General features: G+C 66.7%; 18 protein-coding genes. 9 read left to right on the top strand and 9 right to left on the bottom strand.

Annotated elements, in window-relative coordinates; all coding sequences use genetic code 11:
• Positions 1-24: 24 nt before the first annotated feature.
• Both G4G71_RS00985 and G4G71_RS00980 read left to right on the top strand, forming a co-directional pair.
• A complete protein-coding gene (locus G4G71_RS00985; protein WP_169935048.1) occupies positions 25-1242 on the top strand; it encodes a 2-octaprenyl-3-methyl-6-methoxy-1,4-benzoquinol hydroxylase in 1218 nt (405 codons plus the stop codon).
• A 290-nt stretch (positions 1243-1532) separates the two neighbouring features.
• Entirely contained in the window at positions 1533-2534 is a 1002-nt protein-coding gene (locus G4G71_RS00980) for an extracellular solute-binding protein (protein WP_169935047.1), read from the top strand.
• Positions 2535-2550: 16 nt separating this feature from the next.
• On the opposite strand, the gene G4G71_RS00975 is transcribed toward G4G71_RS00980, so the two are convergent.
• Positions 2551-2889: a hypothetical protein gene (locus G4G71_RS00975; RefSeq protein ID WP_024765738.1), complete on the bottom strand. Its 339-nt coding sequence runs from the start codon at positions 2887-2889 to the stop codon at positions 2551-2553.
• A 176-nt stretch (positions 2890-3065) separates the two neighbouring features.
• Between G4G71_RS00975 and G4G71_RS00970 the strand changes: the two genes are divergently transcribed.
• The 4 genes from G4G71_RS00970 to gcvP all read left to right on the top strand — a co-directional run bounded on the left by G4G71_RS00970 (position 3066) and on the right by gcvP (position 9288).
• On the top strand, positions 3066-4685 hold the full coding sequence (locus G4G71_RS00970) for an ABC transporter permease (protein ID WP_169935046.1): 1620 nt from the start codon (positions 3066-3068) through the stop codon (positions 4683-4685).
• A gap of 112 nt (positions 4686-4797) precedes the next feature.
• A complete protein-coding gene (gene gcvT, locus G4G71_RS00965) occupies positions 4798-5880 on the top strand; it encodes a glycine cleavage system aminomethyltransferase GcvT (protein ID WP_054907775.1) in 1083 nt (360 codons plus the stop codon).
• 66 nt (positions 5881-5946) lie between these two features.
• Entirely contained in the window at positions 5947-6336 is a 390-nt protein-coding gene (gcvH, locus tag G4G71_RS00960; RefSeq protein WP_024765736.1) for a glycine cleavage system protein GcvH, read from the top strand.
• Positions 6337-6411: 75 nt separating this feature from the next.
• Positions 6412-9288: an aminomethyl-transferring glycine dehydrogenase gene (gene gcvP / locus G4G71_RS00955; RefSeq protein WP_169935045.1), complete on the top strand. Its 2877-nt coding sequence runs from the start codon at positions 6412-6414 to the stop codon at positions 9286-9288.
• Positions 9289-9476: 188 nt separating this feature from the next.
• Here the strand turns inward: gcvP and G4G71_RS00950 are convergent, their stop codons facing one another.
• From G4G71_RS00950 to G4G71_RS00920, 7 genes are all read right to left on the bottom strand, one after another.
• On the bottom strand, positions 9477-9698 hold the full coding sequence (locus G4G71_RS00950) for a hypothetical protein (protein ID WP_169935044.1): 222 nt from the start codon (positions 9696-9698) through the stop codon (positions 9477-9479).
• A gap of 95 nt (positions 9699-9793) precedes the next feature.
• Positions 9794-10120 (bottom strand): DUF2388 domain-containing protein, encoded by a 327-nt coding sequence (locus G4G71_RS00945; RefSeq protein WP_024765733.1) that lies wholly within the window; start codon positions 10118-10120, stop codon positions 9794-9796.
• 111 nt (positions 10121-10231) lie between these two features.
• Positions 10232-10549, bottom strand: a complete 318-nt coding sequence (locus G4G71_RS00940; protein WP_169935043.1) for a DUF2388 domain-containing protein — start codon at positions 10547-10549, stop codon at positions 10232-10234.
• Positions 10550-10623: 74 nt separating this feature from the next.
• Positions 10624-13011, bottom strand: a complete 2388-nt coding sequence (locus tag G4G71_RS00935; RefSeq protein WP_169935042.1) for a tetratricopeptide repeat protein — start codon at positions 13009-13011, stop codon at positions 10624-10626.
• Positions 13012-13133: 122 nt separating this feature from the next.
• Positions 13134-14414 carry a cytochrome c gene (locus G4G71_RS00930; RefSeq protein WP_169935041.1) on the bottom strand — a complete coding sequence of 427 codons (1281 nt, stop codon included), beginning with the start codon at positions 14412-14414 and terminating at the stop codon, positions 13134-13136.
• Entirely contained in the window at positions 14411-16000 is a 1590-nt protein-coding gene (locus G4G71_RS00925; RefSeq protein WP_169935040.1) for a GMC family oxidoreductase, read from the bottom strand. The genes G4G71_RS00930 and G4G71_RS00925 overlap by 4 nt, the downstream gene beginning before the upstream one ends.
• A gap of 2 nt (positions 16001-16002) precedes the next feature.
• A complete protein-coding gene (locus tag G4G71_RS00920) occupies positions 16003-16509 on the bottom strand; it encodes a sugar dehydrogenase complex small subunit (RefSeq protein ID WP_169935039.1) in 507 nt (168 codons plus the stop codon).
• A gap of 210 nt (positions 16510-16719) precedes the next feature.
• On the opposite strand from G4G71_RS00920, the gene G4G71_RS00915 reads away from it, so the two are divergent.
• The 3 genes from G4G71_RS00915 to G4G71_RS00905 all read left to right on the top strand — a co-directional run bounded on the left by G4G71_RS00915 (position 16720) and on the right by G4G71_RS00905 (position 19424).
• Complete coding sequence (locus tag G4G71_RS00915) at positions 16720-17514, top strand: thymidylate synthase (protein ID WP_169935038.1); 795 nt, start codon at positions 16720-16722, stop codon at positions 17512-17514.
• A 310-nt stretch (positions 17515-17824) separates the two neighbouring features.
• On the top strand, positions 17825-18982 hold the full coding sequence (locus G4G71_RS00910; RefSeq protein ID WP_169935037.1) for an iron-containing alcohol dehydrogenase: 1158 nt from the start codon (positions 17825-17827) through the stop codon (positions 18980-18982).
• 7 nt (positions 18983-18989) lie between these two features.
• Entirely contained in the window at positions 18990-19424 is a 435-nt protein-coding gene (locus G4G71_RS00905) for an acyl-CoA thioesterase (protein ID WP_169935036.1), read from the top strand.
• 99 nt (positions 19425-19523) lie between these two features.
• On the opposite strand, the gene G4G71_RS00900 is transcribed toward G4G71_RS00905, so the two are convergent.
• Complete coding sequence (locus G4G71_RS00900) at positions 19524-19889, bottom strand: hypothetical protein (protein ID WP_169935035.1); 366 nt, start codon at positions 19887-19889, stop codon at positions 19524-19526.
• Positions 19890-20092: the final 203 nt, after the last annotated feature.

Here is a 20092-nt window from a genome sequence, read left to right as displayed (position 1 = left end):
CGGGCCGCTGAAGAAGGAACGCACATGCACGCGGATCTGGTAATCGTCGGGGCGGGAATGGTCGGCAGTGCCCTGGCCCTGGCCCTGGAAGGCAGCGGGCTGGATATCCTGCTGCTGGACGGCTCGCCGCTGAGCGTCAAGCCGTTCGACCGCGAAGCACCTTTCGAGCCGCGCGTCAGTGCGCTGTCCGAGGCCAGCCGGCGGATTCTCCAGCGCCTGCACGCCTGGGACGGCATCGCCGCGCGCCGCGCCGAACCTTACCGCGAGATGCAGGTGTGGGACGGCTCCGGCACCGGGCAGATCCACTTCAGCGCTGCCAGCGTGCATGCCGAGATGCTCGGCCATATCGTCGAGAACCGCGTGGTGCAGGATGCCCTGCTGGAACGGCTGCATGACTCCGCCCTCGGCCTGCTGCCCAACGCGCGCCTGGAACAACTGCGCCACTCCGGCGACAACTGGCTGCTGAGCCTTGCCGATGGCCGGGAAATCCGCACGCCGCTGGTGGTCGCCGCCGACGGCGCGAATTCCGCCGTGCGCCGCCTGGCCGGCTGCGCCACCCGCGAATGGGATTACCTGCACCACGCCATCGTCACCAGCGTGCGCGTCGAGAAACCCCACCAGGCCACCGCCTGGCAGCGCTTCACCGACGACGGCCCGCTGGCCTTCCTGCCGCTGGCGAAAGAGGGCGACGCGCACTGGTGTTCGATCGTCTGGTCGACTACTCCCGAGCAGGCCGAGAAGCTCATGGCGCTGGACGACGAAGGCTTCTGCAAGGCGCTCGGGCTCGCCTTCGAACACCGCCTGGGCGTCATCGAACACGCCGATCGCCGGCTGTGCATCCCGCTGCGCCAGCGCCACGCGAAACGCTATGTGGAGCCGGGGCTGGCGCTGATCGGCGATGCCGCGCACACCATCCACCCGCTGGCTGGGCAGGGCGTGAACCTGGGTTTCCTGGATGCCGCGGTGCTCGCCGAGGTGATCGAGCACGCCCACGCCCGTGGCGAGAACATCGCCGAGGAGCGCGTGCTGAGCCGCTTCGAACGTCGTCGCATGCCGCACAACCTGGCCATGATGGCGGCGATGGAAGGTTTCCAGCGCCTGTTCCAGGCCGACCCGCTGGCGGTGCGCTGGCTGCGTAACGCCGGGCTGCGGCTGGTGGATAAGCATCACGAAGCGAAGGGCGTGTTCGTGCGGCAGGCGCTTGGGCTTTCCGGGGATCTGCCCAATCTGGCGCGAGTGTAGAGGGTAGCCTTCGGTCCCCTCACCCTAACTCTCTCCCGGAGGGAGAGGGGACTGATCAGCGTGCGCTGATCGTTCAGAGATCGCCGGCTGACTCCGTAATACCTATCGACGCCGAACGGCTCCTTCTCCCTTTGGGAGAGGGCTGGGGTGAGGGGCTCTTGCCTTGCGCCCAGATCGCCCCGCGACCTAAAACCGCAGCTTCCCGAAACACCTCGACACAAACACACGACTCGATAGCAAATGAGGTTCCTTATCATTTGCGGGATTTCTTCTCCGCAAAGGACACGCTCATGCTCGCGCGCAAAGGTCTTATCGCCACCCTCCTGCTGGCCGCCCTCGGTAGCACCGCCCAGGCCGCCGACGAAGTGGTGGTCTATTCCTCGCGTATCGACGAGCTGATCAAACCCGTCTTCGACGCCTACACCCAGGCCACCGGGGTGAAGATCAAGTTCATCACCGACAAGGAAGCGCCGCTGATGGCGCGGATCAAGGCCGAAGGCGCCAACACCCCGGCCGACCTGCTACTCACCGTGGATGCCGGCAACCTCTGGCAGGCCGAGAAGATGGGCATCCTGCAGCCCTTCGATTCGCCGACCCTGGACGCGAACATCCCGCCGCAGTACCGCTCCGGCACCGACAGTTGGACCGGCCTGTCGCTGCGCGCACGGACCATCGCCTATTCGACCCAGCGGGTGAAGCCCGAGGAACTGTCGACCTATGAGGAACTGGCCGATGCGAAATGGGAAGGCCGCCTGTGCCTGCGCACCGCGAAGAAGGTCTACAACCAGTCGCTGACCGCCACCCTGATCGAGACCCATGGCGCCGAGAAGACTGAGGAAATCCTCAAGGGCTGGGTGAACAACCTGGCTACCGACGTGTTCTCCGATGATAACGCGCTGCTCCAGGCCATCGCCGCCGGGCAGTGCGACGTCGGTATCGTCAACACCTACTACTACGGGCGCATGCACAAGGACAATCCGCAGCTGCCGGTGAAGCTGTTCTGGCCGAACCAGGGCGACCGGGGCGTGCACGTCAACCTGTCGGGCATCGGCCTGACCAAGTACGCGCCGCACCCGGAACAGGCCAAGAAGCTGGTGGAATGGATGACCGGCGCGGACGCCCAGGCGCTGTTCGCCGGCATCAACCAGGAGTTCCCGGCCAACCCGAAGGTGGCGCCGTCGCAGGAAGTGGCCGCCTGGGGTGAATTCAAGGCCGACAGCATTCCGGTGGAGATCGCCGGTAAGCGCCAGGCCGAAGCGATCAAGCTGATGGACCGCGCCGGTTGGAACTGATGGAAGCGCCGGCGCCTTACTGGCTGTCGGCGTCGCCCTTGTGATCCACTGAAAGCGCCTTGCCGTTCTCCGCCAGCAGGCAGATGAACTGGCCGTCCGACTGATCGCCGCGGCGCAGTTGGGCGGTCAGGCGCTTGCTGGCGTGCTGGCCGTCCACCTCGCCGTCGTAGGCTTCCTCGCGGATCGACGATGGCTCCACCCAGGTCTGCTGCCAGCGCTCCTGTACTTGCGGATTCTCGGCCAGGAGCGTCATTGCCATTTGCAGGCAGGCTTCCATGGGAGTGGGCTCGTCGGCCTGAACGGCGCCGCACAGTGTCAGAAGCAGCAGTCCGCAGAGAGAGCGAGGGGAGGACATGGGCTTTTTCCTTGGCAGGTTGGAATGGCAAAGTGGCGGATTCGACCGCACCAGCTTGAGCTTTATCCCTGTCGCATGAGGATCAGGCGAATTCGATATCAATGAGGGAAGTTTCCGTCAATTCATCGGCGATATTTCCTGCGAACACCGGCTGATCTCCTGGAATAACGCAACGCATGCGCACCCACCGCTGGACCCCCATCACCTTTGCCGTCGCCGCCCTGGTTTTGCTGCCCATCAGTGTCCTGCTGCTGAGCTGGGCGGAAATCGACCGCGAAATCTGGTCGCACCTGTGGGAAACCCAGATGGCGCGCCTGCTGGGCAATACCCTGGTGCTGGTAACCGGCGTGGGCGTGGGCGTGACCGTGCTGGGCGTCAGCCTTGCCTGGCTCACCAGCCTCTGCGAATTCCCCGGCCGGCGCTGGCTGGACTGGGCGCTGATGCTGCCCTTCGCGGTGCCGGCCTATGTGCTGGCGTTCGTCTTCGTCGGCCTGCTGGATTTCTCCGGCCCCGTGCAGACGCTGCTGCGCGAGTGGTTCGGCAGCGGCCTGCGGCTGCCGCGCGTGCGCTCCACCGGCGGCGTGATCACGGTGCTGGTGCTGGTCTTCTATCCCTATGTCTATCTGCTCGCGCGCACCGCCTTCCTTGCCCAGGGTCGCGGTCTGACCGAAGCGGCGCGGGTACTCGGCCTGTCTCCCCTGGCCGCCTTCTGGCGCGTTGCCCTGCCGATGGCGCGACCGGCCATCGGCGCCGGGCTGGCGCTGGCGATCATGGAAACCTTGGCGGATTTCGGCACCGTCTCGGTGTTCAACTTCGATACCTTCACCACCGCTGTCTACAAGACCTGGTACGGCTTCTACAGTCTCTCAAGCGCTACCCAGCTGGCCAGCCTGCTGTTGCTGTTCGTCATGCTGGTGCTGCTGGGCGAGCGCTACAGCCGTGGCCGCAGTGGTGTGCCGAACGAGCGCCCGCGTGGCGCCGCGCTGTATCGGCTGCGTGGCTGGAAGGCCTTCGCCGCCAGCGCCTGGTGCCTGCTGGTATTCGCCTGCGCCTTCGTCATCCCGGTGCTGCAACTGGTGGTGTGGGTCTGGCAGAAGGGGCGTTTCGACCTCGACGAGCGCTACTGGGGACTGATCCTCCACAGCCTGTACCTGGGCGGCTTCGCGGCGCTGATCACGGTGGCCGTCGCGCTGTTGCTGGCCTTCGCCCGGCGGCTGTCGCCAACAACCGCGGTGCGCTCGGCGGTAGGTATTTCCAACCTCGGCTATGCGCTGCCCGGCTCGGTGCTGGCGGTGGCGATCATGCTGGCCTTCAGCTGGCTGGATAACCATGCAGTGATTCCGCTGTCCAGCGCCCTCGGCGGCGCCGGCAAGCCCTTGCTGCTGGGCAGCCTCGGGGCGCTGCTGGTGGCTTACCTGATCCGTTTCATGGCGGTGGCCTACAACCCGTTGGAGGGTGCGCTGGCGAGAATTCGACCTTCGCTACCGGAAGCTTCCCGCAGCCTGGGCGTCGGCGGAGCCGGGTTGTTCTTCCGCGTCTACCTGCCGCTACTGGTGCCGGGAGCCTTGAGCGCCGCGCTGCTGGTGTTCGTCGACGTGCTCAAGGAAATGCCCGCGACCCTGCTGATGCGTCCATTCGGCTGGGACACCCTGGCCGTGCGCGTCTTCGAGATGACCAGCGAAGGCGAGTGGGCGCGCGCCGCGCTGCCGGCGCTGACGCTGGTGCTGGTGGGACTGTTCCCGGTGATCGGGCTGATCCGTCGCTCGGCGCGACCGACCGGTTCTGTGCGGCCCTGAGAATCGGCCGTCGGACAAGCTGTCCAGAGTCCGGTCATGCGACTACAATGCGCGCGTTTCGTGCGGGCCGTACTCGCGCTCCGCACCCGCCTCGCCCGGAAGGAGAACACCCATGGGACAGCGCACGCCGCTCTATGATTTGCACGTCGCCCTCGGCGCCAAGATCGTCGATTTCGGCGGTTGGGACATGCCGTTGCACTACGGTTCGCAAGTCGAAGAGCACCACCAGGTACGTCGCGATTGCGGCGTGTTCGACGTTTCCCACATGACCGTGGTCGACGTCACCGGTCCGCAGGCCAAGGAATACCTGCAGCGACTCCTGGCCAACGATGTCGAACGACTGCAGGTTCCGGGCAAGGCGCTGTACAGCGGCATGCTCAACGAGCGTGGCGGCGTGGTCGACGACCTGATCGTCTACCTCGGCGTGTACGGCTACCGCGTGGTGGTCAATGCCTCGACCCGCGACAAGGACATGGCCTGGATGCAGGCGCATACCGAGGGCTTCGACGTCACCCTGACCGAACGTCCCGACCTCGCGATGCTGGCCGTCCAGGGCCCCAACGCCCGTGAGAAGACCGCCGAGCTGGTCACTCCCGCCCGCGCCGCGCTGATCCGTGAACTCAAGCCCTTCCAGGGCAAGGCCGACGGTGACTGGTTCATCGCCCGCACCGGCTACACCGGCGAGGACGGCCTGGAAATCATGCTGCCGGCCGTCGAGGCGCAAGGCTTCCTCAACGACCTGGTCGGTGCCGGAATTTCCCCGGCGGGCCTGGGCGCGCGCGATACCCTGCGCCTGGAAGCCGGGATGAACCTCTACGGCCAGGACATGGACGAAGACGTCACCCCGCTGGCCGCCAACATGGGCTGGACCATCGCCTGGGAACCCGAAGGCCGCGACTTCATCGGCCGCAAGGCCCTGGAAGCGCAGAAAGCCGCCGGCGATGCGCCCAAGCTGGTCGGCCTGGTGCTGGAAGAGCGCGGCGTACTGCGCGCCCACCAGGTGGTCCGCGTCGCCGGCGTCGGCGAAGGCGAGATCACCAGCGGCAGCTTCTCCCCGACGCTCGGCAAATCCATCGCCCTGGCCCGTGTGCCGGCGGCCACCGGTGACCGCGCCGAAGTGGAAATCCGCGGCAAGTGGTACCCGGTCCGCGTCGTTCAACCGAATTTCGTGCGTCATGGCAAAGCCCTGATCTAAATTGCATGATCTAACTTGCATGGTGCGGCGTCGCCGCCCGTCGTCCAGTCCTCGAGGAAAAACAAGATGAGCAATATCCCCGCCGACCTGCGTTACGCCGCCAGCCACGAGTGGGCGCGCCTGGAAGCTGACGGTACCGTCACCGTGGGCATCTCCGACCACGCCCAGGAAGCCCTGGGCGACGTGGTCTTCGTCGAACTGCCGGAAGTGGGCAAGACCCTCGCCGCCGGCCAGGAAGCCGGTGTGGTCGAGTCGGTGAAGGCCGCCTCGGACATCTACGCCCCTGTGAGCGGCGAAGTCATCGCCGTCAACGACGTGCTGGCCGACACCCCCGAAGAAGTGAACAACGATCCGTACGGTTCCTGGTTCTTCAAGCTCAAGCCGAGCAACCCGGCCGAGCTGGACAAGCTGCTCGACGCCGCCGGCTACCGCGCTGCCAGCGACGCCGACGCGTAAGACACTGCTGTACACACAGGCCTCGATTCGTCGGGGCCTGTTCTTTTCAGGGAACGCCCTTTCGAGACCGTGGCCATGTCGAACACCCCTTCGCTTTCCCAGCTGCACCAGCCTGATGCCTTCCTCGCCCGCCACCTGGGCCCCGACGCCGCCGAGCAGCAAGCGATGCTCGACACCCTGGGCCTGAAAAACCGCGACGACCTGATCGTGCAGACGGTACCGCCGGCCATCCGCCTGAATCGGCCGCTGGACCTGCCGACCGCCCTCGACGAGCAGGGTGCACTGGCCAAGCTGAAGGGCTACGCGCTGAAGAACGAGCTGTGGACCAGCCTGATCGGCACCGGCTACTACGGCACCCTGACGCCGACCGTCATCCTGCGCAACGTGCTGGAGAACCCGGGCTGGTACACCGCCTATACCCCGTACCAGCCGGAGATCGCCCAGGGCCGTCTCGAATCGCTGCTGAACTTCCAGCAGATGACCATCGACCTCACCGGCCTCGATCTCGCCAGCGCCTCGCTGCTGGACGAAGCCACCGCCGCCGCCGAGGCCATGGCGCTGGCCAAGCGCGTGGCCAAGGCGAAGAGCAACCTGTTCTTCGTCGACACCCACTGCCATCCGCAGACCATCTCCGTGGTGCAGACCCGCGCCGAAGCCTTCGGCTTCGACGTGGTGGTCGACGAGGTGGACAACCTCGGTCAACACCAGGTGTTCGGCGCGCTGCTGCAGTACCCGGATACCCGTGGCGAGGTGCGTGACCTGCGCCCGCTGATCGACGCCCTGCACGCCCAGCAGGCGATCGCCTGCGTCGCCAGTGACCTGCTTGCGCTGCTGCTGCTCACCCCGCCGGGCGAGCTGGGCGCCGACGTGGTCCTGGGCAGCGCCCAGCGCTTCGGCGTGCCGATGGGCTACGGCGGCCCGCACGCAGCCTTCTTCGCTTGCCGCGATGAGTACAAGCGCGCCATGCCGGGCCGGATCATCGGCGTGTCCAAGGATGCCCGTGGCAACACCGCGCTGCGCATGGCGTTGCAGACCCGCGAGCAGCACATCCGCCGCGAGAAGGCCAACTCCAACGTCTGCACCTCGCAGGTGCTGCTGGCCAACATCGCCAGCCTGTACGCCGTGTACCACGGCCCGCAGGGCCTCAAGCGCATCGCCCAGCGCGTGCACCGCCTGACTTCCGTGCTGGCCGCCGGCCTCGCCGCCAAGGGCCTGAAGCCGGTCAACCAGCACTTTTTCGATACCCTGACCTTCGACGTCGGCGCGCAGCAGCAGGCCATCGTCGAGCGCGCCCGCGCCGCCCGCGTCAACCTGCGCATCGTCGGTGAGGACCGCCTGGGCGTGAGCCTGGACGAAACCACCAGCGCCGAGACCCTCGCCACGCTGTTCGACATCCTGCTGGGGGCCGGCCACGGCCTGGACGTCGCCCAACTCGATGCCGGCCAGGTCGCCGAGGGTATTCCCGCAGCCCTGCAGCGCAGCAGCGGCTACCTGAGCCACCCGGTGTTCAACCGTCATCACAGCGAAACCGAGATGCTGCGCTACCTGCGCCAGCTCGAGGGCAAGGACCTGGCGCTGAACCAGGCGATGATCCCGCTGGGCTCCTGCACCATGAAGCTCAACGCCACCAGCGAGATGATCCCGATCACCTGGCCGGAATTCGCCACGCTGCACCCCTTCGTGCCGCGCGAGCAGGCCGAGGGCTACCGCCTGATGATCGAGGAGCTGGAAAGCTGGCTCTGCGCGATCACCGGCTTCGACGCCATCTGCATGCAGCCCAACTCCGGCGCCCAGGGCGAGTACGCCGGCCTGCTGGCGATCCGCAAGTACCACGAGAGCCGTGGCGACGCGCACCGCAATATCTGCCTGATCCCGTCCTCGGCCCACGGCACCAACCCGGCCTCGGCGATCATGGCGAGCATGCGCGTGGTCATCGTCGAGTGCGACAAGGGCGGCAACGTCGACATGGAGGACCTCAAGCGCAAGGCGGCCGAAGCCGGCGAGCAGCTGTCCTGCCTGATGATCACCTACCCGTCCACCCACGGGGTGTACGAGGAAGGCATCTGCGAAATCTGCGAGGTCATCCACGGCCACGGCGGCCAGGTCTACATGGACGGCGCCAACCTCAACGCCCAGGTCGGCCTGGCGCGTCCGGCGGACATCGGCGCCGACGTGTCACACATGAACCTGCACAAGACCTTCTGCATTCCCCACGGCGGCGGCGGCCCGGGCATGGGCCCGATCGGCGTGAAGAAGCACCTCGCGCCCTTCGTCGCCAACCACCCGGTGATCCGCATCGAAGGCCCGAACCCGCTCAACGGCGCGGTCAGCGCCGCGCCCTGGGGCAGCGCCAGCATCCTGCCGATCAGCTGGATGTACATCGCCATGATGGGCCCGCAACTGGCCGACGCCACCGAGGTGGCGATCCTCAACGCCAACTACCTGGCCCAGCAGCTCGATGGCGCCTTCCCGGTGCTCTACCGTGGCCGCAACGAGCGCGTCGCCCACGAGTGCATCCTCGACCTGCGCCCGCTCAAGGCCCAGACCGGGATCAGCGAGGAGGACGTTGCCAAGCGCCTGATGGACTACGGCTTCCACGCCCCGACCATGTCCTTCCCGGTGCCGGGCACGCTGATGATCGAGCCTACCGAGAGCGAGTCCAAGCACGAGCTGGACCGCTTCATCGAGGCGATGCTGTCGATCCGCGCGGAGATCGCCAAGGTCGAGACCGGCGAATGGCCGGCCGAAGCCAACCCGCTCAAGGGCGCGCCGCACACCCTGGCGGATGTGGCCGGGCTGTGGGAACGCCCCTACCAGATCGCCGAAGCGGTGACGCCGACCGAGCACACCCGTGCCTTCAAGTACTGGCCGGCAGTGAACCGCGTGGACAACGTCTACGGCGACCGCAACCTGTTCTGCGCCTGCGTTCCGGTGGACGATTACCGCGAGTGAGCGGTGCGTTGAACTGAAAAAGCCGCCTTCGGGCGGCTTTTTTGTTTTTCGTAGGAGCGAGCTTGCTCGTGAACGGATTTTCTGGCGGCGCCGGAGCTGGGAGGGTTCGCGAGCAAGCTCGCTCCTACAGGTTCGTTCCGGCGTAGGAGCGGACTCCGTCCGCGATCGGCTTGGCCCGGCAGAGGACCTCAGGGCTTGAGCTGCAACCGCCCGATCAGGCGGATCAGGAACACGAACAGCAGGATCATCAGCACATTGCTGAGCATGCCGATCAGGTTGTAGAGCGACGAGGGCAGCAGCGAATAGACCTCTATGCCGACCACGCTGAGCAGGCGGCTGAGCAGCCAGAAGCCTTCACTGACGATCAGCAGGATCAGGGTGATCTTCAGCGGCTGGATGGGATCGTTCATGGGACACTCCGTGTCGGAATTGGAGTGTCAGTAGAACACAGCCGCGACCCGCCGGCTTGGCCCGCGGCGAGCGCCACGGGCCGCGCCGGTGGGTATCACTGGGCGGGTGCGTCATCTCGGCGGACGAGAATGGCGTTGGCCAGTTCCATGTCGCTGCGGTCCTGCAGCGCGGCGTCGTCGCTGCGCAGGCGGGTGAGGGCCGCTTCCAGGTACGGGCCGCGGATCGCACCGTCACTGGCTACGAAGGCGCTCGCATCGTCCTGGGCGGCGACGATCAGCTTGTCGTGCTTGAAGGTCAGGTAGGTCGACGCGGTTGTGGCGCCGGATGAGATGACGTCGCGCCAGAAGTCGCCGTCGGCCATGGCCGAGGCAACGGGCAGGGCGAGAAGGGCAAAGGCAGTGGCCAGTTTCGCTGTACGCATCGGTTCCACCTCCGGAAGGTCCGTGTACAGGTGAGAGGCGCAGCGGCTGGCGGGAGTTCCAAGATTATCCGGACGAGGTGCGCGAGCGGTTGCCCGCGCACCTCGCGTGGGTCAGCGCTGGGCGGCCAGGATTGCCGAGGCCAGATCCGCGTCGCTGGCTTGCGCCAGGGCCGGGTCGGCGCTGCGCATTTGCTGCAACGTGGCTTCCAGGTAGGGGCCGCGAATGGCGCCATCGGTGGCGATGAAGCTGGCGGCATCGTCCTGGGCCGGGCCGATCAGCTTGTGATCGTCACGGCTGGTCAGGTAGCTCGAAGCGGTGGTGGCGCCGGAGGTGAGGACGCCGCGCCAGAAGCTGCGGTCCTCGGCCATGGCCGAGGCGAGGGGGAGAAGGGTGAGGGCTACGACGACAGGGGCGAAACGGCGACGCATGGTGTCTCCTTGGATGATTGCGCGCCAATCAGAGCCTTGGAGGCTTCAGCGGTTCCGGCCTGTCGTCGGAATTTTCACTCACGTTTTAGCGCGGGATCGTCCGGATTCTGCTGCTCCAGTTCCGCGGTGAACTGCTGCACCTTCTGGAACTGCCCGGTTTCGCGCAGGTAGTCGATCAGCGCCAGGCGCGCCGTCCGGTTGGCAGGGTGGCGCTGCAGCAGTTGTTCCAGCTCGTGGCAGGCGCCGTCGCTGTCGCCGGTGTCATGCAGGGCGATCGCCAGGACGAAGCGGAACTGGTCGTCTTCCGGGCTCAGGCGCACCGCTTCGCGCAGTTCCTTGATCGCCTGGGTACGTTGTCCCTGGCGCACCAGACCGAGGCCATTGACGTGGTGCAGCAGGCCGGAGGTGGGGAACAGGCGCAAGCCTTCATCCAGCGTTTGCCTGGCTTCGGCTGCCCGGCCATTGCCCTCCAGCCACTGGATCAGCGTGACCCGTGCGGGCAGGAAGTCGGGGTTGCGCTGGAGGGCGACGCGCAGCGCCGGTTCCACCTGATCGCCCCGATCGGTCTGCTGGTAGAGCATGGCGAGGTTGAGATTGGCCTCGGCGCGCTCGGCGAGGTCGTGCTGGACCTGTTCGTACTCTTCGAGACCCTTGCCCAAGGCCGCTCCGATGCTGGCGCGAACCGGTGGCGGGAGCTGGGCCAGTTGCCAGGCCGCGGCGATGCGCACGGCGCGGATCGGGTCATTGAGCAACGGCGCCAGCAGCATGGCCTGCTGTGGGGCGCCCGCAAGCGCCGGCAGAGCCTCGATGGCGGCGTTGCGTACCAGCGGGTCGGCGTCCTTCAGGCCCAGGGCCACCAACTCCAGCGAGCGCTGGCTGGGGTAGCTGGGCAACTCGGCGAGCAGGGTCGCACGGCGGATCGCCGGCAGGTCGGTCGTCGCCAGCAGCAGGTGCAGCGCGCGGGAGGCGCCGGGCTTGCCATTGCGCGCTTTCCACAGGGTGTCGTCATAGCGCGGCGCGGGGTTGCTGGAGGCATTGGGTTTGGCCGGTAGCTCGCTGGAGAACCACTCGCGGAACTTCGCGCCGAGCTGCTTGCCGGGCATGTCGCGGTGGCAGGCCTGGCAGGCATCCGGCGCGCCGATGCGACGGGCATGGGCGGGATCCGGCAGGGTGAAACCATGGTCGTGGCGGTAGTCGTTGACCATGTAGTAACGCCCCGGCATGTGGCAGGCGGTGCATTGCGCGCCCGGTGTGCCGGGTTGGTGATGTGTGTGCTCGGGCGAGTCGTAGTTCTTCGCCTGCAGGCCCTTGCCGTCGATCTGCGGGCGCACCGGCCTGGCCGCCGTGTTGTGGCATTGCAGGCAGACGCCATTGCCCGGCGCCTTCAGCTCGCCGCTGTGGGGGTTGTGGCAATCGGTGCACTGGACCCCTTTGGCGAACATCTTGCTCTGGGTGAAGGAACCCCATTCGAAGACTTCGTCCTTAATCTTGCCGTCGATCTCGTACAGCTCGCGGGTCAGCGTGCTGGGCAGGTAGTCGTCCATGAAACGATGCTTGTTCTGGAAGCCGTCGGCCAGCGGTGCGCGGCGCGCGTGGCAGCGTGCGCAGGTCTCGACGATAGTCGCCTGGCTGGCGTTCTGCAGCGGCACTTCGAAGCCCTTGTCCGCGCTGCTATCGGGCTTCTGCGCCCATTCCAGGTGCCTGGATGCCGGGCCATGGCAGGCCTGGCAGCCGACGCCGAGGCTGTTCCAGTGGCTGGCGAAGCTGTCGGTCCTGGTGTCGTAATTGCGCTTGAAACCGGTGGTATGGCATTCGATGCACATGAAGTTGGCGTTCTGCGCCGGGCGGGTCCAGTGCAGTTCGTCCTTGTGGTCGATACCCTGGCCGGGCATCAGCTGGAACCACTGGTGCTTGCCGCTATCCCAGGCCACGCCGAGGGCTTGCAGGCGACCGCCGGGATAGTCGATCAGGTATTGCTGCAGCGGTTCGAAACCAAAGGTGTAGGCAACCTTGAAGTCCGCCGGCTTGCCGTCGGCGCCGGGGGTATTGACCCAGTACTCGCCGTCCTTGCGGAAGAAACGGGTGGTCTCGGTCTCGCCCTTGAAGGTGACGTTGTCGAAGTCGCCCAGCACATTGCCTTCGGCAGCCGGCTTCATCGCCTGCTGGTGGTGGGAGCCCTGCCAGCTCTTGAACTGCGCCTGGTGGCAGCCCTGGCATTGCTGTTCGTCGACCATCGTCGTGGTGGGTGCCGCCGGTACTGCCGGCGGAGCAGGAGTCGATGCCGGGGCTTTGGCTGGCGCACTGGCAGATACCGGCAGCCTGGGGTTGCTGCTCTGCACCCACCACCACAGGCCGATGGTGGCCACCAGCAACAGGCCGGCACAGGCGGCCAGCAGCCATCCGCGATAGGGTTTGCGCGGCGCGCTCGCGGGGCGTGGAGCAGGCTTCTTCGGCTTGGTCATTCGACTTCCATTGTTCTTCTGGACAACTCCACGAATCGGCGCAGCTTCGACGAGGGGGCGCCGGCCTGTCAACGCGAATCAGGCCGGCCCGTGATCCCTTCGGTGCAGGGCGCCAACCCTGCTCAAGGCTGGCGGATTTCGGCGACCCGCGCGCTGTCGACCTTTACCTCCGGATTGCCGAACTGTGCCGTGAGATAGTTCACCAGCGTGGCGATCTGCTCGTCATTGAGCGTGCCGGCGAAGCCGGGCATGAACATCTCCTCGTCGCCGACCTTGCGGTGCACGCCGCCCAGGACCACCTGCACCAGGTTGTCCGGCTGCAGGGCGCCCACGGCGCTGTTCTTCAGCAGCATCGGGTAGTAGCCGTCCTTCACCCCTTCGCCGCTCCAGGAGTGGCAGCTGGCGCAATTGCCCAGGTACAGGCGCGCACCATCGTCATGCTTTTGTGCGGCGAAGTCCTGGCCGCGCAAGGTGACCACGTCGTCCGCCGGCTCGCCCCAGGCAAAGCGTGCCTTGCGTTCGCCATCGCTGACCTCCGGCACGCTGCGCAGGTAGCTGGCGATGGCCAGCAGGTCGGCGTCGGTCATGTACTGGAAACTGTGCTGCACCGCTTCGGCCATGGGCCCGGCTGCCTGTGCCTTGCCCGGCACGCGACCGGTCTTCAGGTACTGGGCGATCTCCGCGTCGCTCCAGCCGCCGATGCCGCTGTGGGTGTCGGGGGTGATGTTGAAGGCGTACCAGCCGCCCAGCGCGGCGCCGGAGAGGAAGCCGGTAGTGCGCTCGTCCACGGCCTTCTCCTGGAAGGCCATGCCGCGCGGCGTGTGGCAGGTGCCGCAATGCGCCAGGCCCTGGACCAGGTAGGCGCCGCGGTTCCAGGCCGGGCTCTGCTTCGGGTTGGGCTGGTAGACCGAATCCTGGTGAAACAGCAGGTTCCAGATCGCCAGCGGCCAGCGCATGTTCAGCGGCCAGGCGATGTCGGAGTCCTGGTTGGGCTGCGCGACGGCCTGCACGCCGCCTTCGAGGAACCAGGCGTAGAGCGCCTTCATGTCCTCGTCGGTGATCTTCGCGTAGGCGGTGTAGGGCATTGCCGGGTAGAGGCGGGTGCCGCCCTTGGCCACGCCGTCGCGCAGGGCGCGGGCGAAGTCGTCATAGCTGTAGCTGCCGATGCCGGTCTTCGGGTCGGGGGTGATGTTGGTGGAATACACCGCGCCCAGCGGCGTGGCCAGCGGCAGGCCGCCGGCGAAGGGCTTGCCGCCCGGCGCGGTGTGGCAGGCGGCGCAGTCGCCGGCGCGGGCCAGGTATTCGCCGCGTTGCAGCAGCTCCTGCGGGGCGGGATCGAGAGCCTTGGCGGCGTGCGAGGCCAGGGGCGCGGCGAGCAGGGCGAGCAGGATCAGACGCTTCATGCCTTGGCCTCCCGCTTCAGCTGTTCGGCCAGGCGCAGGGCCAGGGCGGCGATGGTCAGGGTGCAGTTCACCGAGCCGACGGTGGGCATCACGCCGCTGCTGGCGATGAACAGGTTGGGATGGTCGTGGCAGCGGCACTGCGCATCCACCACCGAGTCCTTCGGGTCGGCGCCCATCAGCACGGTGCCGGTGATGTGGTTGTTGTTGGCGAAGCTGTCATCGAACTTCACCTCCTCGCCCCCCAGCAGTTTCGCCGCATGGGCGTAGACCTCGCGGGTATGCACCGCGCTCTTGCGCACGTAGTCGTCCATCGCATAGGTGAACTCGGGCTTGGGAATGCCCGCCGCATCGCGCTCGGTGGTACTGGGCACGATACGGTTCTCCGGGTGCGGGAGGATTTCGTGGAAGCTGTCGAAGCGCACGAAGCGCGCCGCGCGGTCGCGGATCTTCGCTTCCAGGTCGTGGCCCAGCAGCAGTGGTCCGTGGCGGATCAGCTCGGCGGCCACCTGATCGGTGCGCGAGAGGTTGGACAGGTGGATCTTCTTCGACGCGTATTCGCTGCGGAAGGCGCCGTCGCGGAAGCCCACCATGGAGGTCATCTCCTGCGGGCCGCGGCCCGGCCAGAGCTTCTCATCGGCATAGAACTGCACGGCGGTGCCAGGGTGGTCCATGAGGTTGCGGCCGACCATGTCGGAGCTGTTGCCGACGTCGGACATCAGCATCAGCTTGGGCGTCTCGATGCCATTGGCAGCGAGGATGAAGGTGTCGCCCTCGACGCGCACCTCGTTGCCCTGCGGGTCCTTGTACAGCGCCGCGACTATCTTGCCGCCGTCGTCCTTTTCCAACTTGAACACCACGGCGTTCTCGATCAGCCGCGCGCCGGCGGCCTCGGCCTTCTCGACGTGGACGATGCCGTTGTACATCGCGCCGATGGGGCAGATGGGCATGCAGTTGTTGTTGCCGCAGCAGGTCGGCCGGCCGTCGTAGGGACGGCTGTTGCGCGCCACCGGTTCGGTGACCACGCGGTAGCCGTTGGCGTTGAGCAGGGTCTTTATGCGCTGCTCGTTCCACGACAGTGGCAACGGCGGCATCGGGTAGGGCTGGCTGCGCGGCGAATCGAGCTCTTCGTCACCCGGTCCCCAGACACCCAGTTCTTCTTCGGCGCGCTGGTACCAGGGCTCCAGCTCCGAGTACTCGATGGGCCAGTCGCGGCCCACGCCATAGAGGCTGAGCAGCTTGAAATCATTGGGCAGGAAGCGCCAGGCCGACGCCGCCCAGTGCCAGGTGGTCCCGCCCACGGCGCGAATGTACTGCACGTCGTAGGGGTGCTCGCCTTTCTGGATCAGGTAATGGTTGTCCGGCTTGAACTGCGGATGCGGCGCGTACGGGCTGGACGGGTAGGGCGCCTGGTTATCGGACTTGTCCGCCTGGTTGCGGAAGCGCTCGACGATCTCCCAGCGGCCCATGCGCGGGCCGGCTTCGAGGATCAGCACATCCTTGCCGGCCAGCGCCAGCTGATGGGCGACCAGCGCGCCGGCGACGCCGGAGCCGACCACCACGAAATCGGCGCGTTGCGTATCGGCCATGCTCAGGCCCCCCGCTCGGTCGGTTGCGCCGCCCAGAAGCCGGGCTTGTTCGGGCAATAGCTGCGGATCACCAGCACGTCGTCCACGGCGCGGAACATCAGCGCCTGTTCGTAGGTGACCACCGTGGCGCTGGTGTCATCGCCGATCTGGCCCAGGTACCAGCCACCGAGAATCTGCCGGGCCAGCCACTGCTGGCGCTCGTTCCAGGTAGCCGGCGCGTCGCCCAGGCGATCCAGCAGTTCCGCGAGACTCTGCCGCAGCGCCGTGTCGCGCTGGGCCAGGACGCCGAACAGGCGTTCGCCGATGCGCGGGTCGAGGTTGCTGCGGCCGGTCAGGCGCTGGGACAGGGTCATGAACTCGTCCAGCTCTGTCGCCGCCTGGGGCGTCAGCGCGGCCCAGGTACGTGCGGCCGGGCTGAGCAGTACACTGCCCAGAGCGGCGCTGGCGCACGCCACTGCCAGCAGGCGACGGCGCGAAAAGGGAAAGGCGGGCAGCTGTGCCTCGGACATGACGACCTCTCTTGCAACAGACGAACGGTTGGGGAGCGCGGTCTGGCGCCGCTTGAATCGGGTGTTGGTCGGCCAGGGTGGCGAGACCGGGCCCAGGCCCTTAGTATTGCCGCTTGTTCAGATTCTGCCGGGCGAATCGTTCTGCCGGCGGCCCACCCCGGAGCCGCGCCGCAGAGCCTCACCGACCGGCTTTTGGGTGAAACCGCAGCGATGAAACAGTACCTCGACCTCATGCGCCACGTGCGCGAACACGGCTCCTTCAAGAGCGATCGCACCGGCACCGGCACCTACAGTGTGTTCGGCCACCAGATGCGCTTTGACCTCGCCGAAGGCTTCCCGCTGGTGACCACCAAGAAGTGCCACCTCAAATCGATCGTCCATGAGCTGCTGTGGTTCCTCAAAGGTTCGACCAACATCGCCTACCTGAAGGAAAACGGCGTCTCGATCTGGGACGAATGGGCCGACGAGAATGGCGACCTGGGCCCGGTCTACGGCTACCAGTGGCGCTCCTGGCCGGCGCCGGACGGCCGCCATATCGACCAGATCGCCAACCTGATGGAGATGCTGAAGAAGAACCCGGATTCGCGCCGGCTGATCGTCTCCGCGTGGAACCCCGCGCTGATCGACGAAATGGCCCTGCCGCCTTGCCACGCGCTGTTCCAGTTCTATGTCGCCGACGGCAAGCTCAGCTGCCAGCTGTACCAGCGCTCGGCCGACATCTTCCTCGGCGTGCCCTTCAACATCGCCAGCTACGCGTTGCTGACCCTGATGGTCGCGCAGGTCGCGGGCTTCGAGCCGGGCGAGTTCATCTGGACCGGCGGCGACTGCCACCTGTACGCCAACCACCTGGAACAGACCGACCTGCAGTTGACCCGTGAGCCGCTGCCGCTGCCCACCATGAAGATCAACCCCGAGGTGAAGGACCTGTTCGACTTCCGCTTCGAGGACTTCGAACTGGTCGGCTACGAAGCCCACCCGCACATCAAGGCGCCGGTCGCTGTCTGACTTGCCCTCGATGAGGAAAAGGCCGGCGCAATGCCGGCCTTTTTCGTTTCTGCGGGGCTGATTGCGTAGGAGCGGACTTTGTCCGCGATGTGCAACCGGCTTGCTCGGATCAGCCGGAAAGCGATCGCGGACAAAGTCCGCTCCTACGCTCCCGGGTGAAACGTACCCTCCCATTCATCTGGTGAATGAGTGTTTCGCCTGGCGGTACAGGGTTTCGGGATGCTGTATTGCGTTGCTATGCTTCCCCGGCTGGCCACCGAGCGGTGGCCTACGGATTTTCCGCACTACAACGACAAGACCGGGGACCGTCATGCAGCCTTTCAGCTTCGCCACCACCGCGCAGATCCTCTGCGAGAGTGGCTCCGCCGCCCGCCTGGGCGAACTCTGCCGCGAGCGCGGCGCCCAGCGCGTGCTTATCGTCACCGACCCCGGCATCACCCGCCTGAACATGCTCGACGGCGTACTGCCCGGCTTCGCCCAGGCCGGCGTGGCGGTGGAAGTCTTCGATCAGGTAGTGGCCGACCCGCCGGAAAGCGTCGTGCTGGAAGCCGCCGAGCAGGCTCGCAGGATGGCTGCGCAACTGGTGATCGGCTATGGCGGCGGCAGCTCGCTGGACGTTGCCAAGCTGGTGGCGCTGCTGGCGCATCCGTCGGCATCCCAGGGGCTGAAGGACATCTTCGGCGTCGGCAACGCCCGCGGCCCGCGCCTGCCACTGATCCAGGTGCCGACCACCGCGGGTACCGGTTCGGAAGTGACGCCCATCGCCATCGTCACCACCGGCGAGACCACCAAGATGGGCGTAGTCAGTCCGCACTTGCTGCCGGACCTGGCCGTGCTCGACGCCGACCTCACCCTCGGCCTGCCGCCGGCGGTCACCGCCGCCACCGGCATCGACGCCATGGTCCACGCCATCGAGGCCTACACCAGCAAGCTGAAGAAAAACCCGCTGTCTGACCTGCTGGCCCGCGAAGCCCTGCGCCTGCTGGCGCTGAACCTCGACGAAGCCGTGCACAACGGCGGCAACCGCGAGGCGCGCCAGGCCATGCTGCTGGGCGCCTGCCTGGCCGGCCAGGCCTTCGCCAACGCTCCGGTGGCCGCCGTGCACGCGCTGGCCTATCCGCTGGGCGGGCACTTCCATATCCCCCACGGCCTGAGCAATGCGCTGGTGCTGCCGGAGGTGATCCGCTTCAATGCGTGCAACGCCGCGCCGCTCTACGCCGAGTTGGCGCCGCTGCTGCTGGGCGAGCGCCTGCGCAGCGATGCCGACCGCACCGAGCAGTTCATCGCCGAGCTGGCCGACCTCAGCCCGCGCAGCGGCCTGCCGTCGCGCCTGCGCGATGCCGGCGTGCCGGAAGCCAGCCTGCCGCGCCTGGCCGCCGATGCGATGTTGCAGCAGCGCCTGCTGGTGAATAATCCCCGAGAAGTCAGCGAGAGTGACGCGCTGGCCATCTACCGAGCCGCCTTCTGAGAACCCGATGAGCGAACAGCACCCCAGCCGCACTGACTACGCGCACTTCCAGCCGATCACTACCCGCTGGCACGACAACGACATCTATGGTCACGTGAACAACGTGACCTACTACGGCTTCTTCGACACGGCGGTGAACACCTACCTGATCGAGCGCGGCGGCCTGGATATCCACGGCGGCGAGGTGGTGGGTTTCGTGGTCAGCTCCAGCTGTGATTATTTCGCGCCGGTGGCCTTCCCCGAACGCATCGAGGTCGGTCTGCGGGTCGGCAAGCTGGGCAACAGCTCCGTGCAGTACGAACTGGCGATCTTCCGCGAGGGCGAGGACCTGGCCTGTGCGGCGGGCAAGTTCGTGCATGTATTCGTAGATCGGGCCAGCAACCGGCCGGTGTCGATTCCGGGGCCGTTGCGGGAGGCGATGGACGTACTGGTGCGAGTCTGACCTGCTCTTCGTAGGAGCGAGCTTGTTCGCGAACGGATTTCCCGGCAGCTCTCGATGCAGGGATTGTTCGCGAGCAGGCTCGCTCCTACAGCGGTTGCGTCACCAGCCCATTGGATAGTGCTCGATCCGGCATGGCCGGCTGTTGCCATCGCCCTTGCAGATGCCATCGAGATACTGGTAGCGCATCCACACCCGCTGCCCTGGCGCTGGCCAGTGCTTGCGCGGGATCATGCTTTGCCAGTCGGCGCTTTCCGGCTCGAAGGCGATCAGTGCGCCCCGGTCCGGGCAATCCGCGCCGGCGGCCCGTGGCTTGACCGATTCCACGCGGCCCTCCAGGCCCCGCACGGGCAGTTTGAGCGCCCCGATGATCTCCACTTCCATCTGGCAGACCTGCCAGTCCCCAGCGTGCGCGGTCTGCACGGCGCCAAGCGACAGCAGCAGACCGGCGGCAGCAAGCGCTTTCACGAATGACTCCTTGTGGCCAGTGATCCCTTCCCGACAAGCCTATACGAGGCTGGCCGGATGACATGGGGCTTGTCCCGGGTGGCGCGTCCGGCCTATGCTGGCCATCGGTCGGCAGTTCACCCAGGCGTCGCCGTCTCCGTAAGGAGAACGCTAAACCTGCCGCGCGGTTCCCCGCACCTCAGACGATCCGACACACTTTCTTC

Source organism: Pseudomonas multiresinivorans, from assembly GCF_012971725.1.
Taxonomy (GTDB): Bacteria; Pseudomonadota; Gammaproteobacteria; order Pseudomonadales; family Pseudomonadaceae; genus Pseudomonas; species Pseudomonas multiresinivorans.
Note: the sequence above shows the minus strand (reverse complement) of the source record. Positions and strands in the feature narration are given on the sequence as shown.